Genomic DNA, 16,976 nt, shown 5'->3' with positions numbered 1-16,976 from the left:
GGGCCGTGGTTGGTTTGCCCAGAGCCCACAGCTTTCTCTCAGGCCAGGACCCCGGTCCTGGCCTGAGGTGTTCTCCGGGGACGCCCTCGTGCGGCGGGTCCCCGGTGGACTCGTGCGCTCCGCGGCCGGACGGGAGCCCGGCCCGTCCCCGGACACACCCGGGCCGCGCCGGGGGCCCTGCCCCCAGCGCGGCCGACACCGGTCCCTACCCCGCTCCTCGGGACAGGCGCGGGGTCCGGGGCGGCTCCTGACGGCGGTTCCCGGTCGCCTCGAAGGCCGCCGCGATCCTCAGCAGGCTCACGTCGTCGTAGGCGCGTCCGGCGAAGGTCAGTCCCACCGGCATGCCCGTGTCGGGCATCGTGCCCATCGGCACCGTCACCGTGGGGATGCCCAGGTGGCGCCAGACGAGGTTGCCGTTGGCGACCCACACACCGTTGCGCCACGCGATATCGGCGGACTCCGGGTTCACGTCGGAGTCGGCAGGCGCGACGTCGGCCACGGCGGGGAAGGCGATCACGTCCAGCCCCAGGCGGTCCAGCCAGTCCTCGAAGTCGACCCGGCGCGTCCTCTCCAGGCCTTTGAGCCCCTCCTCCAGGTGTGGGATCTCGGTGAGGGAGCTGACCCCCGTGCGGCGCACGAACTCCGGATAGACGGCGATGTCGTCGTCGAACCCGTCGTAGCGGTCCGGAAGGGTGCCCGGCTCGTGCGGAAAGATCCGGGCGCCGTCGACCTGCCCCAGGTCGTTCAGACGGGGGTCGCCGTTGGCGCGCAGGAAGTCCTGCCAGGCCCAGGCGGAGAGGTCGAGGATCTCACGGTCGAGGTACTCCGGGCTCACCAGCCCGCGGGTCCTGATGGTGGGGGCGCCCGGCCGGTCCCCCTCGTAGTTGGTCACCACGGGAAGGTCCGTCTCCTGGACGAGGGCGCCGGTCCCCTCCAGGTCGGCCCGCGCCCGTTCCCACAGCCGCAGCACGCTCGGCCGGGTGACCACCGGTCGTCCCGTGGGGCCGCCGATACCGGGGTACTCCGCGGTGCCGGCCTCGGGGTCCTCGCCGATGTAGAGCCGCGGGGCCCCGATCCGCAGACCCTCCAGTACCGTCCGTGCCCGCTCCGGGCCTTCGCAGCCCAGGTCGGCGAAGGATGTCGGCCGGACCCGCGAGGCCGCCGGGACGTCGATCCAGGGCTGGCTGCGCCAGAAGTCCCCGCGCGGTTCGGCGTCGTCCGCGACGATCACCTCCAGGAGCTCCAGCATGTCGGTCATGGTACGGGTGTGGGGCACCACGACGTCCATGGTGGGCACCAGCGGCCAGTTCCCCCGGATGGAGATCACCCCCCAGGACGGGGTGTAGGCGCAGAGGGCGTTGTTGGAGGCGGGCGCGCGCCCGGATGACCAGGTCTCCTCCGCCAGCCCGAAGGCGGCGAAGCTGGCGGCCGTGGCCGTGCCCGAGCCGTTGGAGGAGCCCGAGGCGAAGGCCGAGGTCAGGTAGTTCCCGTTGTAGGGGCTCTCGGCACGCCCGTAGGCACCGCGCTGCATGCCCCCGTTGGCCATGGGCGGCATGTTGGTCAGCCCGATCAGCACGGCCCCGTTCTCCCGCAGGCGCTGCACCGTGAACGAGTCGCGCTGGGCGACGAGGTCCTCGAACGCGGGCGACCCGGCCGCGACCGTCAGCCCGTGCGCCTGGTAGCTGTCCTTGGCGGTGTAGGGAATCCCGTCGAGCGGCCCCAGGGTCCGCCCGCGCGCCCGCCGGGCGTCGGAGGCACGGGCCTCCTCCACGGCACGGGGGTTCATCACCACCACGGCGTTGAGCGCGGTTCCGGCGTGGTCGTAGGCCGCGATACGCGCCAGGTAGCAGCGCACCAGCGCCTCACTGGTGACCCGTCCCCGCTCGAGGTCCTCGCGCAACCGCGGGATCGTGGCCTCGACGACGTCGTAGGGCTCCATCAGCGCGCCCTCCTCTGCTCGCGGCTGGCCGGCTGTTGCTGGGTGATGCAGTGGATGCCGCCGCCGAAACGGAAGATGTCGCGGGCGTCGACCTGTTCGATGTCGCGCCCCGGGTAGGCCTCGGCCAGGATCCGCGCGGCGTCCTCGTCCCGCGGGTCGTCGAAGGCGCACAGCACCACGACCCCGTTGGCGACGTAGTGGTTGATGTAGGACCAGTCGACGAACTCCCCGTCGTCGTCGGTCAGGGTCTCGGGGGCCGGAACGTCGACGACCCGCAACGGGTTGCCGCGCCCGTCGACGGCGCCTTCCAGGACCCGGCGCAGGCCCCGCGTGACCTCGTGGTCCGGGTGTCGGGGATCGTCCTGCCGGTGGAGCAGCACGGTGCCCGACTCGGTGAAGCTCGCCACGATGTCGACGTGTCCCCTGGTGCCGAACTCGCCGTAGTCGCGGGTCAGCCCCCGGGGCAGCCAGACCGCGTGGCCCGTGCCCAGCCTCGCGTGGACCTCCGTCTCGACGTCGCCCTTGCTCAACCCCGGGTTGCGGGCCACGTCCAACTGGACGGTCTCGGTCAGCAGGACCGTACCGGAGGCGTCGACGCAGAAGCCGCCGCCCTCGTTGACCAGGCTGCTCGGGATCCGGGGCACCCCGGCGAGCTCGGCCATCCTGTGTCCCACGAGCCGGTCCGACTCCCAGGCCGCCCACCGCTGGGCGCCCCAGCCGTTGAAGGTCCAGTCGACACCGAGCACCCGCCCGTCGGGGCCGTGGACGAAGGTCAGGCCGGAGTCCCGGAGCCAGGCGTCGTCCAGGGGCACCACCGCGGTGTCCACGCCCGGACCGAGCAGCGCCGCGGCCTCCTCGGTGTCCCCAGGCGCGACCACCACGGTCACCGGCTCGTACCCGGCGACCGTGCGGGCCACCGCGGTCCAGGCCGCGCGCGCACGGCTCAGGGACTCGCTTCCGGGCGGGCCGAAGGTCTCGTTGGCCGGGGGAAAGGCCATCCAGGTGCGTTCGTGAGGCGCCCACTCCGGGGGCATCACCGTGGCGGACAGCTCCTCGGCGGAACTGTGAGCGAACATGTCAGTCCTTGTCGTCGAACGGGGCGCCGGAGCGACGGGGGCCGGGCCGGGGGCGTCAGCCCTCCGTGGGGTACTCCGTGGTCACGAACCGGCGCCGGAAGAACTCGGGGCTGCGCAGGTACTGGACGACCATGGCCGCACCCCCCAGGGCGAAGATGGCGACCCCCAGGACGAACACCAGCCCGACGCCGCCGATCTGTGATCCGGAGCCGTAGGAGGGGTCCATGGAGTCCCAGGCGGTCTGGAAGAAGAAGAGGAGCAGCAGGAGCCCGCCGAGCAGGGGCGCCACCAGCTTGGTCACCAGACCGCCCAACGACGCGGTCGCCTCGCGTCGGAAGTACCAGACGCAGGCGAGGGCGGTCACCCCGTAGTAGAAGCAGACCATCATGCCCAACGTGGTGATCGTGTCCCACAGGACGTTCTCGGAGAGCACCCGCATGACCGCGTAGAAGACGGAGGCGATGACCACCGCCACGACAGTGGCGTAACCGGGGGTGCGGTGCACCGGGCTGACCCGCGCGTACCTGGGGGAGAGTGCTCCGTAGTGGCCCATGGCGAGCATCGTCCGCGCCGGCGAGATCATCGTGGACTGCAGCGAGGAGGCCGACGAGGACAGCACCGCCAGGGACATCAGGACGGCGAAGGGGCCCATGACCGGGCCGGCCAGCGCGGCGAAAACGTTCTCCTGGATGTCGGGGTTACCCAGTCCGAACTCACCGGTGGAGACCCCCGCGAAGGAGAGCGTGGCCACGGACACCACGGTGTAGAGGGCGACGATCACGAGGATGGTGACGATGGCGGCCTTGCCCGGGGTCGTCGTCGTGCCGCGGCTCTCCTCGTTCATCGTCACGACCACGTCCCAGCCCCAGTAGACGAAGACCGAGAGGGCGACACCGGCGGCGAAGGCGGAGAAGGAATCGACGCCGAACGGGTTGAACCACTCGAGCCGCACGGCCGTCGCGTCGAACCCGGACCCGGTGGTGGCCTGGGCGAGCGCGGCGACCGAGAACCACACCAGCACGACGACCTGGAACGAGACCAGGACGTACTGGAACGTCTTGGTGGCCTCCAGTCCCCGGTAGGAGATCCAGGCCGCGAGAGCCATGAAGACCAGACAGGTCACGACGTTGACCGGGACGTTGCGGGTGAGGTCGGCGATCCACTCCTGACCGCTCAGTTGCGCAATCGCCAGGTAGAAGAAGTCGACGGCGATCCCGGCGAGGTTGGACAGCACCAGGATGGTCGCTGCCAGCAGACACCAGCTCGCCATCCACCCCACCCAGGGGCCGAAGGCCCGGGAGGCCCAGGTGAAGGTTGTGCCCGAGTCGGGCATCGCCCTGTTGAGCTGGCGGTAGCCGATCGCCACCAGCAGCATCGGGACGAAGCCGACCAGCAGGATCGCGGGCAGGTGCTCACCGACCGCGGAGGCCGTGGGGCCCAGGGTCCCCGAGAGGGTGTAGGCCGGGGCGATGGTGGAGACGCCGATGACCAGGCCTCCCAGGAGTCCGATCGCTCCCTTGCTGAGGCCCTTCTGGTGGGTCGGGTCGTCGCCGCCCGCCTTCGCGGGCCGTCCTGTCGTGTCCGTCATGGCTTTTCCTGTCGTCGCCGGAGTCGGTCGCGGCACCGGTGGGCCGGCGCCGCGGGAACCGGTGAACCGCGCGGAGCGCGTTCACCAGGGGGTGGGGTTCGTGCGCGGTGCGCCGGCCCCGGGAAGCGGTCACCCGACCGGCGCCGCGCCCGCGCCGAGGAGAGCCCCGAGGACCTCCTCGGCCGCGCGCCTGCCCTGGCGGAGGGCGCCGTCGACGTGCTGGTAGCCCTCGGCTGCGAGGTCCGAGCAGGCCCAGTGGAGGGGGCCCACGGGCTCCCTCTGGTCTGCTCCGTAGCGGTGCAGGCCCCCGAGGTCGAAGCTGGCCGCGTACGCACCGCGGGTCCACTCCTCGGAGGCGAAGTCGGACTCGAAGTAGACGAGGGGTTCGAGCGCCTCGTCGCCGAGGTAGTTCGCGAGCGAGCGCAGGATCGCGCTCCGGCGCCGCTCGGCGTCCTGGCGCAGGAGACCGTCGGCGAGCTCGTCCGAGACGAAGGCGACCAGGGTCCCGCGCGTGTCCCCGTGGTTGGTGTTGTCGTAGACCTCCTGGCACAGCTCCTTCGCGCCGAAGCCGGTGCCGGAGAGCCCCGCGTCCCGCCAGAACGGGGTCTCGTAGACCGCGTGGACCTTGATGACCAGGCCCATCGAGGTGTGCTGGTGCATCTGCTGCTGCAACCACGGGAGCGCGGGCTCGAAGGAGACGCGCGAGTAGAGGTTGGGCGGCACGGCCACGACCACGCGGCGGGCCCGCACGGTGACGCGGTCGGACCAGACCGTGACCCGGCCGCCGTCGTCCCCGTCCTGACCGGCGCCCTCGCTCCAGCGGATGGTCCTGACCGGGCTCCGGAGGAAGACCGTGCCGTCCTCGAGCGCGTCGGCCATCGTCTCGGAGACGGACTGCATGCCTCCAACGACGCGGCGGTCGAGGATGAAGTCCTCGTCCACGAGGTGGGAGAAGGACCCGGCCGAGGCGGCCATGAGGACCGCCTGCAACGCCGAGAACGCGTGGGCGGGCTTGGTCAGCATGCCCCCGGCCATGAAGATGCCGATGTTCTCCCGGGCGGCCTCGTCGTCGCTCTGGCGGCGCAGCCACTCGGTGAAGGAGACGGTGTCGAGCTCACGGGCGCGGGGGTGGTCCCAGGGGCGCTCCGCGCCGATGTCCGCGGCGAGTTCGTCCAGGGCCGCGATGATGCGCTTCGTCTCCGCCACGGTCGCCTCGCCCGCGGGGAACATGTCGCCGGTGTACTCGTGCCGGGAGCCGTCCGGGGCGAGGTAGACGTTGGCCCCCTCCCTGTGGCGCGGGAAGGTGCTCATGCCCAGCTCGTCGAGGAGGCCGAGCAGCTCGGTCTGGTCGGGCGAGACCCACTGTCCCCCCACCTCCAGGAAGGCGCCCTCGACCTGCCGGGACCATGTGCGGCCGCCCACGCGCTCCCGGGCCTCCAGGACCGCGACGGACCGGCCCGCGGCCTGGAGTGTGCGCGCGGCCATCAGTCCGGCCGGCCCGGCGCCCACGACCACGACGTCGCGTTCGAGCGTCTCGGTGCTGCCGATGACGTGTGTGCCACTCATGGGTGTGTTCCTCCGTACATCAAAATGAACATGATTCATTAATAGGCAAGACGGCTCCGCTGTCAAGAGGCGGGAGCCGACGAAAACGGCCGATGACATGGGCCGATGACATGGGACGGCCGCGGGGCGCGGTCCCGCGACCGCCCGGAACCGGCGTGGTTACGCCGCTTCTACACTTGGGGGGACCGCGTCGGTGCCCCACGGCGACAACAGAGGGAAGGCGTCATTGAGTCAGCAACCGCCCAGCGGACGAAGCAGGGGCAGGCCCTCCTCGCCTATCCTGTCCCGCGAACGCGTCGCGCAGGACGCGATCCGCATCGTGGTCGACCGGGGCTACCGGCACCTGACCATGGCGTCGCTGGCGCGTGAGCTCGGGGTCTCCGCCTCGGCGCTCTACAACCACGTCTCCTCCAAGCGTGACGTGCTGGTGCTGATCCAGGACCGCATCAACGAGCAGATCGACTGCTCCTCCTTCGCCACGAAGTCCTGGGACCAGGCGCTGCGGGACTGGGCGCACTCCTACCGGCTCTGCTTCGCGCAGCACACCGAGCTCATTCCGCTCATGGCGGTCCTTCCCGTCGCGGACTCGCCCCAGACGCTGCGGATGTACGAACGGGTCGCCCGCGGCCTGGGCGAGGCCGGGATCGTCGGCGCGGACGCCGTGGACATCATCGTCGGCATCGAGGCGCTCGTCTTCGGGGCCGCCTACGACGCGTCCGCGCCGACGGACATCTTCGACCCCGGCGACCTCCAGGACCTGGCTCCGACCTTCACCCGGTTCGTGGCGCAGCGGCCGCGGGACCCCCGCGCGGCCGCCGACCGGGCCTTCGAGCTCGCGCTCGACGCGCTGATCGGCGGTCTGCGCGAGAGGTTCGCCGACGCCACCGGCTGAGGGGCGGTACCGCCGCGGGCGGGCCCGCCTCAGACCTGGAGCGCGTGCATGACGTGCTTGACCCGGGTGTACTCCTCCACCGAGTACAGCGAGAGGTCCTTGCCGTACCCGGACGACTTGAAACCGCCGTGGGGCATCTCCGCGGTGAGCAGCACGTGCGTGTTCACCCACACGCAGCCGAAGTCGAGCGCGCGCGTCAGGCGCATCGCGGTGCCGTGGTCGGAGGTCCAGACACTGGAGGCCAGCGCGTAGTCCACCCCGTTGGCCAACTCCACGGCCTCCTGTTCGGACTCGAAGGCCTGCACCGTCAGGACCGGGCCGAAGACCTCCTCCTGGACCAGCTCGTCGCTCTGGCGCACACCGGTGACGATCGTCGGCTCGAAGAAGTAGCCTCCGGCGCCGTCGACCGGCCCTCCCCCGGTCACCACGGTGGCGTGGTCGGGGAGCCTGCTCAGCTTGTCCCTGACCGTCTCGAAGTGCCTCGCGTTGTTCAGCGGGCCGAAGTCGTTCTCCGCCTCGTCGGCGTGCCCGGTGGCGGTCCCGCGGGCCGCGTCCGCGAGCAGCTCCACGAGCCGGTCGTGCGCGCTGCCCTCGACCAGCACACGGGTGACGGCGGTGCAGTCCTGTCCGGCGTTGAACGTCGCGAACTCGACGAGCGCCTTGGCCGTCGCAGGCAGGTCGGCGTCGGCGAACACCACGGCGGGCGCCTTGCCGCCGAGTTCGAGGTGCCCCCGCTTGAGGCCCTTGGCCGCGGAGGCGGCCACCTGGCGGCCCGCGCGCACCGAGCCCGTGAGCGAGACCATCGCCGGTTCGGGGTGCTCCACCATGAGCGCCCCGGTGCCGGCGTCGCCCAGGACCACGTTGACCACCCCCGGGGGGAAGATCTCCCCGATGAGCCGCGCCAGGACCAGCGTCGACTCGGGGGTGGTGTCCGAGGGCTTGAGCACGACGCAGTTGCCCGCGGCCAGCGCCGGTCCGAGCTTCCACACCGCCATGAGCAGGGGGTAGTTCCACGGGGTCACCTGCGCCACGACGCCGACCGGCTCCCGGCGGACGTAGGAGGTGTGGCCCTCCATGTACTCCGTCGCCGCGCGCCCCTCCAGCGTGCGGGCGGCGCCCGCGAAGAAGCGCAGGTGGTCCACGCCCATCCCGACCTCCTCCTCGGAGATCACCCGGCGCGGCTGGCCGGTGTTGCGGTGCTGGGCCTCGACGAGCTCGTCGGTGTGGGTCTCCACCGCGTCGGCGAGCTTCAGCAGCAGGCGCTGGCGTTCGGCCGGAACGACGTCCCTCCAGCCGTTGAAGGCCTCACGGGCCGCGGCGAACGCACTGTCGACGTCGACGTGGTCGGAGACGGGCGACACCGCGACGACGCTCCCGTCCGACGGGTTGACGACGTCGATGCTCCCCTGCCCGTGGGCGTCGACGAACCCACCGTTGACGTAGTTCCTGAGACGGCTGCCCATGAGGTCTCCTCGGCCGCGTAGAAAAATGATCCACGTTCATTTTAGAGACGCGCGGAGTGATCGGCAACACAGCACCCGGTGCGAATCAGTCGTCACCCGTTCGCCGGACCGGGCGGAGGGCGCGCGAACCCGGCGCGCCAAGGCCTGAACGCCCCGGCCCCACGGGCTCCTTCCAGCTTCTGGAGACCTGCCGGGTACCGACGGCGGCCCGCCGCCGTGGTTGGCCGTGGGCTGTGGCGCCCTGCTGGTCCTGGTGGCGTTGTCGTGGCCGTGCCGCTGCTCATGGCCCTGAGGCGGGAAGCCCGCTGTGCAGGACCCGGGGCTTCCGCGTGATGCACTCCTGAGCCGCCCGCTGACGGGGCCGGGGCGGCGGGCCGGGCGCCGCCCGGGAGGCCGTGCCGGTGCGTCCGGGAAGACAGCGCGGTTACCCGCGCGGACGGAGGGTACACGAACACCACCCCGACCCCCGGAGGCAACCGTGTTCGCCACCATCGCCGCCGTCCTGTTCGGACTCGCCCTGCTGCTGGAGCTGCTCGGCGAGAACATCCAGGACCTGGTCACCACCACGACCCTCACCCTCGCCGGACTGCTGTTCCTCGCGCTGCACGCGGGGGGCTACGGCTCGGGATGGGGACGCAAGCGCCGATAGGGCCGCGGGCCCGCCGAGGCCCCGGGACCGACGGCTGACGCGGCGGCGGCTAGCGCAGCGAGGTCACGGTCCTGCGGACGGGGCGGCGGGGCTGCCCGTCCGAGAAGAACTCCGGTGACGCGGCCCGGATCCGCCCGACGTCCTCGAACACCGCCCGCAGGTGGGAGCGCAGCGCCTCTACCGCCGTCCCGGTGTCCCCGGCCTCGATCGCGTCCACGACCAGCGTGTGCTGGTCCACCAGCTCCCCGATCGGGCGCGTGTCGATCAGGCTCAGCCGCCGCGCCCGGTCCAGGTGGGCCTTGGCCGCGTTCACCGTCCGCCAGGCGCTCTCGTTGCCCGCCAGCGCCAGCAGCGAGCGGTGGAACTCCTCGTCGAGCTCGAAGAAGCGGTCGTGGTCGGCGCCGCCGCCCGCCTCCCGCTGCGCTCCGAGCAGGACGCGCAGGTCGCCGACGTGGTCCGCCGAGAAGGGGGGCCGGGCCTGGGCGAGGGAGGTGCACTCCACCGCCTCCCGGATGAACTGCGCCTGCCGGACGCGCTCGGGGTCCACGAGCGAGACGAACGTGCCGACCTGGGGGTAGACCTCCACCAGCCCCTCCTCGCGCAGCAGGATGAGGCTCTCGCGCACGGGTGTGCGGCTCACGGCGAGCTCGGTGGCGAGCTCGTTCTCCGACAGGGGCGTGCCCGGCTTGAGCTCCAGGGTGATGATCGCGCGGCGGATGGTTTCCAGGGTGCGGTCCCGCGCGGACAGCAGGGGTCCCCCGGACCGGGTCTGGTCGGCCATGAGAGGAGTCTACCGGCATTGACGCCACTGGTATGGCAGTGCTTGTATGTCAGTTGCCATCATGTTCACGTACGGTTTCCCCGATACTTCTTCGCAGGTGGAAGCCCTTCACAAAGGACCGGCCGATGACCGAACAGGCACCCCCCGCGCCAGCCGGACAGGGGGAGCGCAGCACCCGGGACCTCACCAAGGCCTCGGTGTCCGGGTGGCTGGGGACCGCCATGGAGTTCATGGACTTCCAGCTCTACTCCCTGGCCGCCGCCCTGGTGTTCAACCAGATCTTCTTCCCCGACCTCAACCCCGCGGTCGGCCTGATCGCGGCGATGGGCACCTACGGCGTCGGGTACGTCGCCCGGCTCGCCGGAGCGGTCTACTTCGGCCGCATGGGCGACCGCCTCGGCCCCAAGAAGGTCCTGTTCATCACCGTCGCCCTGATGGGCGTCTCCACCACCCTGATCGGTGCCCTGCCCACCTACCAGCAGGTGGGCCTGCTCGCCCCGATCCTGCTCGTGGGCTTGCGGTTGATCCAGGGCTTCGGCGCGGGCGCCGAGATCGCGGGCGCCACCGTGATGTTGGCCGAGTACGCCCCGGCGAGACGGCGGGGGTTCATCGCCTCCCTGGTGTGTCTGGGCACCAACTCCGGCACCCTGGGCGCCTCCGCGATCTGGGCGGTACTGGTGTTCGCGCTCTCCGAGGAGCAGCTCCTGACCTGGGGCTGGCGCCTCCCCTTCCTGGCCAGCTTCCTCCTGCTGCTCCTGGCTCTGTGGATCCGCCTCTCCGTCAAGGAGAGCCCGGTCTTCGAGCAGCGCGAGGACCTCGTCGACGGTGTGGCGATGTCCCGGAGCGAACTGGCCGCGGCCGCGGTGGAGGAGGACAGGAGCGGTCTGGAGACCGCCCTGCGCCAGCGCAAGGGCCGCGCCTTCCTGCTCGCACTCGGCCTGCGCTTCGGCCAGGCTGGCAACTCCGGCATCGTCCAGACCTTCCTCGTCGGCTACCTCAGCGCCAACCTGCTGCTGAACGACGCGGTCGGCACGTCCGCGATCGTCTACGGCTCCCTGCTCGGCTTCGTCACCGTCCCCCTGGTCGGCGTGCTCGGCGACCGTTTCGGACGCCGCCCCGTCTACCTCTTCCTCACCGTGGCGAGCATGCTGTTCGCCGTGCCCATGATGCTGATGATCGAGACCGGCGACACCGTGCTCGTGACCGTCGCGATGGTCGTCGGGCTCAACCTGTCGGTCCTGGGCCTGTTCTCCGTGGAGAGCGTCACCATGGCCGAGCTGTTCGGAGCGCGCACCCGGTTCACCCAGCTGGCCCTGGCCAAGGAGATCGGCGGCGTCCTGGCCACGGCGATCGGCCCGGTGCTGGCCGCCACGCTCACCGCCGCCACCGGCTCCTGGTGGCCGCTGTCGGCGATGATCATCATCTACTCCCTGATCACCCTCGTCTCCGCCTACCTGGCCCCCGAGGTGCGCGGACGCGACCTGGTCCGACTGGAGGACGCCGTATGAGGGCCGTGACCGTCCACGGAGCCGGAGACCTGCGCGTCGACGAACTCCCCGACCCCGTCCCCGGCGAGGGGGAGGTCGTCGTCGCCGTGGAGTGGGGCGGGATCTGCGGGTCCGACCTCGCCTACTGGCGCCACGGCCGCTCGGGAACGGCCGTGCTGCGCGAACCCCTCGTACTCGGCCACGAGATCGCCGGACGCGTCGCCCGGGTGGGCCCCGGCGTGACCGGCGTCGAGGAGGGGCGGGCCGTCACCGTGCACCCGGCCGAGCTGGTCGGCGACGGGCTCATGCCGGAGCGGCTGGCCGGGCGCACCAACCTCTACCCGAGGGTGCGCTACTTCGGGTCGGCCGCGTTCTCACCGCACACCGACGGCGGGTTCTGCGAACTCAGGAAGGTCGCGGCCCGGCAGCTGCGGCCCCTGCCCGAGGGGGTGGACACCCGCAGCGGAGCGCTGGCCGAACCGCTCGCCGTGGCCTGCCACGCCGTTAACCGCGCGGAGGGCGTCGTGGGAGGTGTCGCGGGCCGGGACGTGTTCGTCAACGGCGCGGGACCGATCGGCTCGCTCGTCGTCGCCGCGCTCAAACACGCGGGGGCGGGGCGGGTCACCGTCGCCGACGTGGGGCAGGCCCCGCTGGAGGTGGCCCGGGCCATGGGCGCCGACGACACGCGCGACCTCTCGCGCGGGGACGCGCTGCCCGAGGACGCCGAGCTGGTCTTCGAGGCCTCCGGCGCCCCCGCCGCCCTCGGCGGGGTCCTGCGCGCGACCGCGCGCGGCGGCACCCTCGTCCAGGTGGGCAACCTTCCCGGAGCGCAGGCCCCGGCGGCGCTGGGCGAGCTCGTCACCAGGGAGATCACCTGGATCGGCTCCTACCGCTTCGTCGAGGAGATCGACGACGCCCTGGCCGCGATGGCCGCGGGCCTGGACGTCACCCCGCTCATGACCCACTCCTTCCCCGTCGGGGAGGCGCACGAGGCGATGCGGACGGCGGCCGATCCCGCCTCCGGCAGCAGCAAGGTCATGCTGCGCTTCGCCTGAGCCGTGCCGCGGACGCCTCCCGCTCCCACCCGGGAGCGGGAGCTCCCGTGCCCTGCCGGAGCGGGCGCTTCCCATCCATCCCAGAAAGGGCATTCCGTGAAGATCACCGACGCACGTGTCGTCGTGTCCTCACCCGGCCGCAACTACGTCACCCTGGTGGTCGAGACCGAGGACGGCGTCACCGGCATCGGCGACGCCACGCTCAACGGCCGCGAGCTCGCGGTCGCCTCCTATCTGCGCGACCACGTGTGCCCGCTGCTCGTCGGACGCGACGCGCGGCGGATCGAGGACACCTGGCAGTACCTGTACAAGGGCGCCTACTGGCGCCGCGGCCCGGTGACGATGACCGCGATCGCCGCCGTGGACGTGGCGCTGTGGGACATCAAGGGCAAGGCCGCGGGCATGCCCCTCTACCAGCTCCTGGGCGGGGCCTCGCGCGAGGGCGTCCTGGTCTACGGGCACGCCAGCGGCACGTCGCTGGACGGGCTCTCCGAGGACTTCCAGCGCCACCTGGACCTGGGCTACCGGGCGATCCGCGTCCAGGCCGCGGTCCCCGGACTGGAGAAGACCTACGGGATCGCCCCGGCGGACGGCCGGGTGTACGAGCCCGCCAGCGGCCACCGGCCCCAGGAGGACACCTGGGACACCCCGGCCTACCTGGACTTCGCGCCGACCATGATCGCCCACGTCCGCGAGCAGTTCGGCTACGGCGTGCACCTGCTGCACGACGTGCACCACCGGCTCACCCCGATCGAGGCGGGCCGCCTGGGCGCGGCGCTCGAACCGTACCGGCTGTTCTGGATGGAGGACCCGACCCCGGCGGAGGACCAGTCCGCGTTCCGGATCCTGCGCCAGCACACCACCACCCCCGTGGCGGTGGGCGAGGTGTTCAACTCGATCTGGGACTGCCAGCAGCTCATCACCGAGCGGCTCATCGACTACGTCCGCGCCTCGGTGTCGCACACCGGCGGCATCACCCACCTGCGCCGCGTGTTCTCCCTCGCGGAGCTGTACGGGGTGCGTTCGGGCTCACACGGCGCCGGGGACCTGTCGCCGGTCGCCATGGCCGCGGCGCTCCACCTCGACCTGGCCATCCCCAACTTCGGCATCCAGGAGCACATGGGGCACACCGGCCCCCACGCGGAGGTCTTCCGCACCTCCTACTCCTTCTCGGACGGGTACATGCACCCCGGAGACGCCCCGGGCCTGGGCGTGGAGTTCGACGAGGAGGCCGCGGCCCGCCATCCCTACGAAGCCAGGTACCTGCCGGTCAACCGGCGGCTCGACGGAACGGTGCACGACTGGTGAGCAAGCACGGACTGGACGTCGTCGTCCTCGGCGAGGTCCTACTGGAAGTGGCCACCGACGCCCCCGTCGCGCACGGGGTTCCGGCCAGGCTCGGTGTCTCGGGCGACGCCCTGAACGTCGCCGCGGCGGCGTCCCGGGCCGGGGCCAGGGTCGGTCTGGCCGCCGTCCTGACCGACGACGAACTCGGACGGGCCGTCGCCGACCGCGTCGCGGAACTGGGCGTGTCCACCGACATGCTGCGCTTCCGCCCCGGACAGCAGGGCGTGTACCTGGTGCACAGCGACCCCGAGGGCGAACGCGCCTTCTCCTACGCGCGCACCGGGAGCGTGGGCTCGACCCTGTCCCCGGAGGACCTGGACGAGGAGGCGGTCGGCGCGGCGGGGGCGGTCGTGGCGGGCGGCATCGCCTGCGCGGTCTCCGACAGCGCGCGCCGGGCGGTCCTGGCCGCGGCGCGCCTGGCACGCAGGTTCGTGTTCGACCCCAACCACCGGCCGCGGCTGGCCTCGCGGGAGGAGGGCGCCGCGACCCTCGCGGAGCTGGCCCGGCACGCCTACCTGGTGACCCCCTCCCACCCCGGTGAGACCTCCGCCCTCCTGGACAGCGCCACCCCCGCGGAGGCGGCCCGACGCCTCCTGGAGGCGGGCGCCCGCAACGTCGCGGTGACCTGCGGGTCGCGCGGCGTCCACCTGGCCACGCGCGGGGAGGCGGAGGGGAGAGGAAGCGGGAAGGGAGACTCGGAGGCGTCCTTGGAGTCCTCCTTGGAGTCCTCCGAGGGGTTCGGGAAGGCGCACCCGGAAGGGGCCTGGGAGGAGTCCTGGATCGACGCGGTCCCCGCTCCCCGTGTCCTGGACCAGACCGGCGCGGGGGACGTGTTCGTGGGTACCCTGACCGCGCGCCTGACCCTGGGTGACCCCCTCGCCGAGGCCGCGCGCCTGGCGGCCGCCGCGGCCAGCCTGAGTGTGGGCGGGCGCGGCGGAACCGGTTTCCTGCCGACCCTGGAGCAGACCCGCGCGCACGCGCGGGAAAAGAAGGAGGAGACGCGATGACCCGGCTGGACCTGGCAGCGCTGCGGTCCGCGGGACGCACCACCGCGCTGGACCGCGCCGACCTGCGCACCGGGGTGGTCCACCTCGGAATCGGCGCGTTCTACCGCGCCCACGGCGCGGTCCTGACCGAGGAGGCCATGCTCGCCACGGGCGAGACCGCCTGGGGCATCAGCGCGGTGACCGGGCGCTCGGCCCGGGTGTGGGAGCAGCTGGCCCCGCAGGACGGACTGTTCACGGTCACCGAACGCGGGGCGGGCGCCCGCCCGGTGCGGGTGGTCTCCTCCGTCCGCGAGACCCTGTCCGGTCCGGCCGACCCCTGGGCCGTGGCGGAGCGCATCGCCCACCCCGACACCCGGATCGTCACCCTCACGGTCACGGAGAAGGGGTACCTGGCGCACCCGGTCACAGGACGCCTGGACACCGGCGACCCCCGGGTGCGCGCCGACCTGGACGGCGGCCCGCCGCTCACGCCGGTGGGGCAGATCGCGCGCGGCCTCCAGCTGCGCCAGCTCCGGGACGCCGGTCCGGTGACCGTGCTCTCCTGCGACAACCTGCCCGACAACGGTGAGCTGACGGCCGCGCTGGTCGCCGACTTCGCCGACGCCCTGCCGGGCGCGGAGGGCGAGCGGCTGCGGTCCTGGGTCGAGGCGCACGCGGCCTTCCCGAACACGATGGTGGACCGGATCGTCCCGGCCACCACACCGGCGGACGTGGACGCGGTCGAGGCGGAGCTGGGCCTGCGCGACGAGGCCGCCGTGGTCGCCGAGCCCTTCCACCAGTGGGTGATCCAGGACCGCTTCGCCGGTCCGCGCCCGCGGTGGGAGGCGGCCGGGGCGACGATCACCGACGACGTGCGGCCGTGGGAGGCGGCCAAGCTGCGCGTGCTCAACGCCAGCCACTCCCTGCTCGCCTATCTCGGCCTCTCCGTGGGTCACACGACGATCGCCGCGTGCGCCGCCGACGACACCGTGTCCGCGGCGGCCCACCGTCTCGTCCACGAGGAGGTCCTGCCCTCGCTCACTCTGCCTGACGGGCTGGACGGCGAGGCCTACGCCGCGTCGGTGCTGCGCCGGTTCGCCAACCCCGCGCTGGGGCACACCACCGCCAAGGTCGGGGCCGACGGCTCCCAGAAGCTCGGCCCCCGCGTTCTGCCCACGGTCCGGGACGTGCTGGCCGGGGGCGGTGAACCGCGGTGGAGCGCCTTGGTGGTGGCGGCGTGGATGCACCACGTCGCCACGGCCGGTCCCGGGGTGGAGGACCCGCTGGCCGACTCCCTGCGCGCGTTGCTGCCCGAGGGCGGCGGGGCGCGGGAGGTGGTCGCCGCGCTGCTGCGTTCGGAGGTCTTCCCCGGGGACCTGGCGTCCCGACCCGTGTTCACCGACCTGCTGGTCCACTGGTACGGGGTCGTGTCCGCCGGAGGCGGCGCGCTGGCGGCGGAGGTCGCCCCGTGAGCGGAGGCGGCAGGGACGACGGAGGCAACGGCATCGGAGCCGTGCTGGCGCTGTCGCCGGTCGTGCCCGTGGTGACGGTGGACTCCCCCGGACGCGCGGTCTCCCTGGCGGAGGCTCTGCTGGCGGGTGGTGTGGGCGTCGTGGAGGTCACCCTGCGCACGCCCGGCGCCCTGGAGGCGGTCCGGGCGGTCGCGAGGGATGTACCGGACATGGTGGTGGGCGCGGGAACCGTGCTCACCCCCCGCCAGGCCGACGAGGCCGCGGAGGCCGGGGCGCGTTTCCTGGTCACGCCCGGCACCACGGACCGGATGCTGCGCCACCTGGTCGCGAGCGGGATCCCCGCCCTGCCGGGGGTGGCCACCGTCAGCGAGGTGCTGGCCGCCCGCGAGGCGGGGATGCTCGCGCAGAAGCTCTTCCCCGCGTCGGTTCCGGGAATCCCGTTCCTGCGTTCGGTGGCGGGCCCGGTCCCCGACGTCGTGTTCTGCCCCACGGGCGGGATCACGGCCGCCACGGCCGCCGACTACCTGGATCTGGACAACGTGGCGTGTGTCGGGGGGAGCTGGCTGACCCCCGAGGATGCGGTCCGGACGGGGGACTGGGCGCGGATCACCGGGTTGGCCGCGGAGGCGGTGCGACTGGGCGGAGGAGCCGTCTAGGCCGGCCGTCCCAGCCGCC

14 protein-coding genes are annotated in these 16,976 nt (G+C 72.5%); 8 read left to right on the top strand and 6 right to left on the bottom strand.

Annotation, left to right across the window (positions count from 1 at the left end; all coding sequences use genetic code 11):
• Positions 1-205: 205 nt before the first annotated feature.
• The 4 genes from FYW99_RS17490 to FYW99_RS17475 form a co-directional block, all read right to left on the bottom strand.
• Entirely contained in the window at positions 206-1,939 is a 1,734-nt protein-coding gene (locus tag FYW99_RS17490) for an amidase (protein WP_150253097.1), read from the bottom strand.
• Positions 1,939-3,015 carry an agmatine deiminase family protein gene (locus FYW99_RS17485; RefSeq protein ID WP_150253096.1) on the bottom strand — a complete coding sequence of 359 codons (1,077 nt, stop codon included), beginning with the start codon at positions 3,013-3,015 and terminating at the stop codon, positions 1,939-1,941. The genes FYW99_RS17490 and FYW99_RS17485 overlap by 1 nt, the downstream gene beginning before the upstream one ends.
• A gap of 55 nt (positions 3,016-3,070) precedes the next feature.
• A complete protein-coding gene (locus FYW99_RS17480; protein ID WP_150253095.1) occupies positions 3,071-4,603 on the bottom strand; it encodes an APC family permease in 1,533 nt (510 codons plus the stop codon).
• A 129-nt stretch (positions 4,604-4,732) separates the two neighbouring features.
• Positions 4,733-6,169, bottom strand: coding sequence for a flavin monoamine oxidase family protein (locus FYW99_RS17475; RefSeq protein WP_150253094.1), 1,437 nt, complete (start codon positions 6,167-6,169; stop codon positions 4,733-4,735).
• Positions 6,170-6,395: 226 nt separating this feature from the next.
• Here FYW99_RS17475 and FYW99_RS17470 point away from each other — a divergent pair, with 226 nt between their 5' ends.
• A complete protein-coding gene (locus FYW99_RS17470) occupies positions 6,396-7,061 on the top strand; it encodes a TetR/AcrR family transcriptional regulator (RefSeq protein ID WP_150253093.1) in 666 nt (221 codons plus the stop codon).
• A gap of 29 nt (positions 7,062-7,090) precedes the next feature.
• On the opposite strand, the gene FYW99_RS17465 is transcribed toward FYW99_RS17470, so the two are convergent.
• The gene (locus FYW99_RS17465; protein WP_150253092.1) at positions 7,091-8,524 is read right to left on the bottom strand and encodes a gamma-aminobutyraldehyde dehydrogenase; all 1,434 of its coding nucleotides are present in this window, start codon (positions 8,522-8,524) and stop codon (positions 7,091-7,093) included.
• 478 nt (positions 8,525-9,002) lie between these two features.
• Between FYW99_RS17465 and FYW99_RS31800 the strand changes: the two genes are divergently transcribed.
• Entirely contained in the window at positions 9,003-9,173 is a 171-nt protein-coding gene (locus FYW99_RS31800) for a hypothetical protein (protein WP_017565250.1), read from the top strand.
• A gap of 49 nt (positions 9,174-9,222) precedes the next feature.
• Here FYW99_RS31800 and FYW99_RS17460 read toward each other — a convergent pair whose 3' ends face one another.
• Positions 9,223-9,954: a GntR family transcriptional regulator gene (locus FYW99_RS17460; protein ID WP_150253091.1), complete on the bottom strand. Its 732-nt coding sequence runs from the start codon at positions 9,952-9,954 to the stop codon at positions 9,223-9,225.
• A gap of 125 nt (positions 9,955-10,079) precedes the next feature.
• On the opposite strand from FYW99_RS17460, the gene FYW99_RS17455 reads away from it, so the two are divergent.
• The 6 genes from FYW99_RS17455 (at position 10,080) to eda (ending at position 16,957) form a co-directional block, all read left to right on the top strand.
• The gene (locus FYW99_RS17455) at positions 10,080-11,462 is read left to right on the top strand and encodes an MFS transporter (RefSeq protein WP_150253090.1); all 1,383 of its coding nucleotides are present in this window, start codon (positions 10,080-10,082) and stop codon (positions 11,460-11,462) included.
• On the top strand, positions 11,459-12,496 hold the full coding sequence (locus tag FYW99_RS17450) for an L-idonate 5-dehydrogenase (RefSeq protein WP_150253089.1): 1,038 nt from the start codon (positions 11,459-11,461) through the stop codon (positions 12,494-12,496). The genes FYW99_RS17455 and FYW99_RS17450 overlap by 4 nt, the downstream gene beginning before the upstream one ends.
• Positions 12,497-12,592: 96 nt before the next feature.
• Positions 12,593-13,804 carry a D-mannonate dehydratase ManD gene (gene manD / locus FYW99_RS17445; RefSeq protein WP_150253088.1) on the top strand — a complete coding sequence of 404 codons (1,212 nt, stop codon included), beginning with the start codon at positions 12,593-12,595 and terminating at the stop codon, positions 13,802-13,804.
• Entirely contained in the window at positions 13,801-14,850 is a 1,050-nt protein-coding gene (locus tag FYW99_RS17440; RefSeq protein WP_150253087.1) for a PfkB family carbohydrate kinase, read from the top strand. Before manD ends, FYW99_RS17440 begins: the two co-directional genes overlap by 4 nt.
• The gene (locus tag FYW99_RS17435; protein ID WP_150253086.1) at positions 14,847-16,301 is read left to right on the top strand and encodes a mannitol dehydrogenase family protein; all 1,455 of its coding nucleotides are present in this window, start codon (positions 14,847-14,849) and stop codon (positions 16,299-16,301) included. The genes FYW99_RS17440 and FYW99_RS17435 overlap by 4 nt, the downstream gene beginning before the upstream one ends.
• The gene (eda, locus tag FYW99_RS17430; RefSeq protein WP_150253085.1) at positions 16,298-16,957 is read left to right on the top strand and encodes a bifunctional 4-hydroxy-2-oxoglutarate aldolase/2-dehydro-3-deoxy-phosphogluconate aldolase; all 660 of its coding nucleotides are present in this window, start codon (positions 16,298-16,300) and stop codon (positions 16,955-16,957) included. The genes FYW99_RS17435 and eda overlap by 4 nt, the downstream gene beginning before the upstream one ends.
• Positions 16,958-16,976: the final 19 nt, after the last annotated feature.

This window comes from Nocardiopsis deserti, from assembly GCF_008638355.1.
GTDB classification, from domain to species: Bacteria; Actinomycetota; Actinomycetes; order Streptosporangiales; family Streptosporangiaceae; genus Nocardiopsis; species Nocardiopsis alborubida.
Note: the sequence above shows the minus strand (reverse complement) of the source record. Positions and strands in the feature narration are given on the sequence as shown.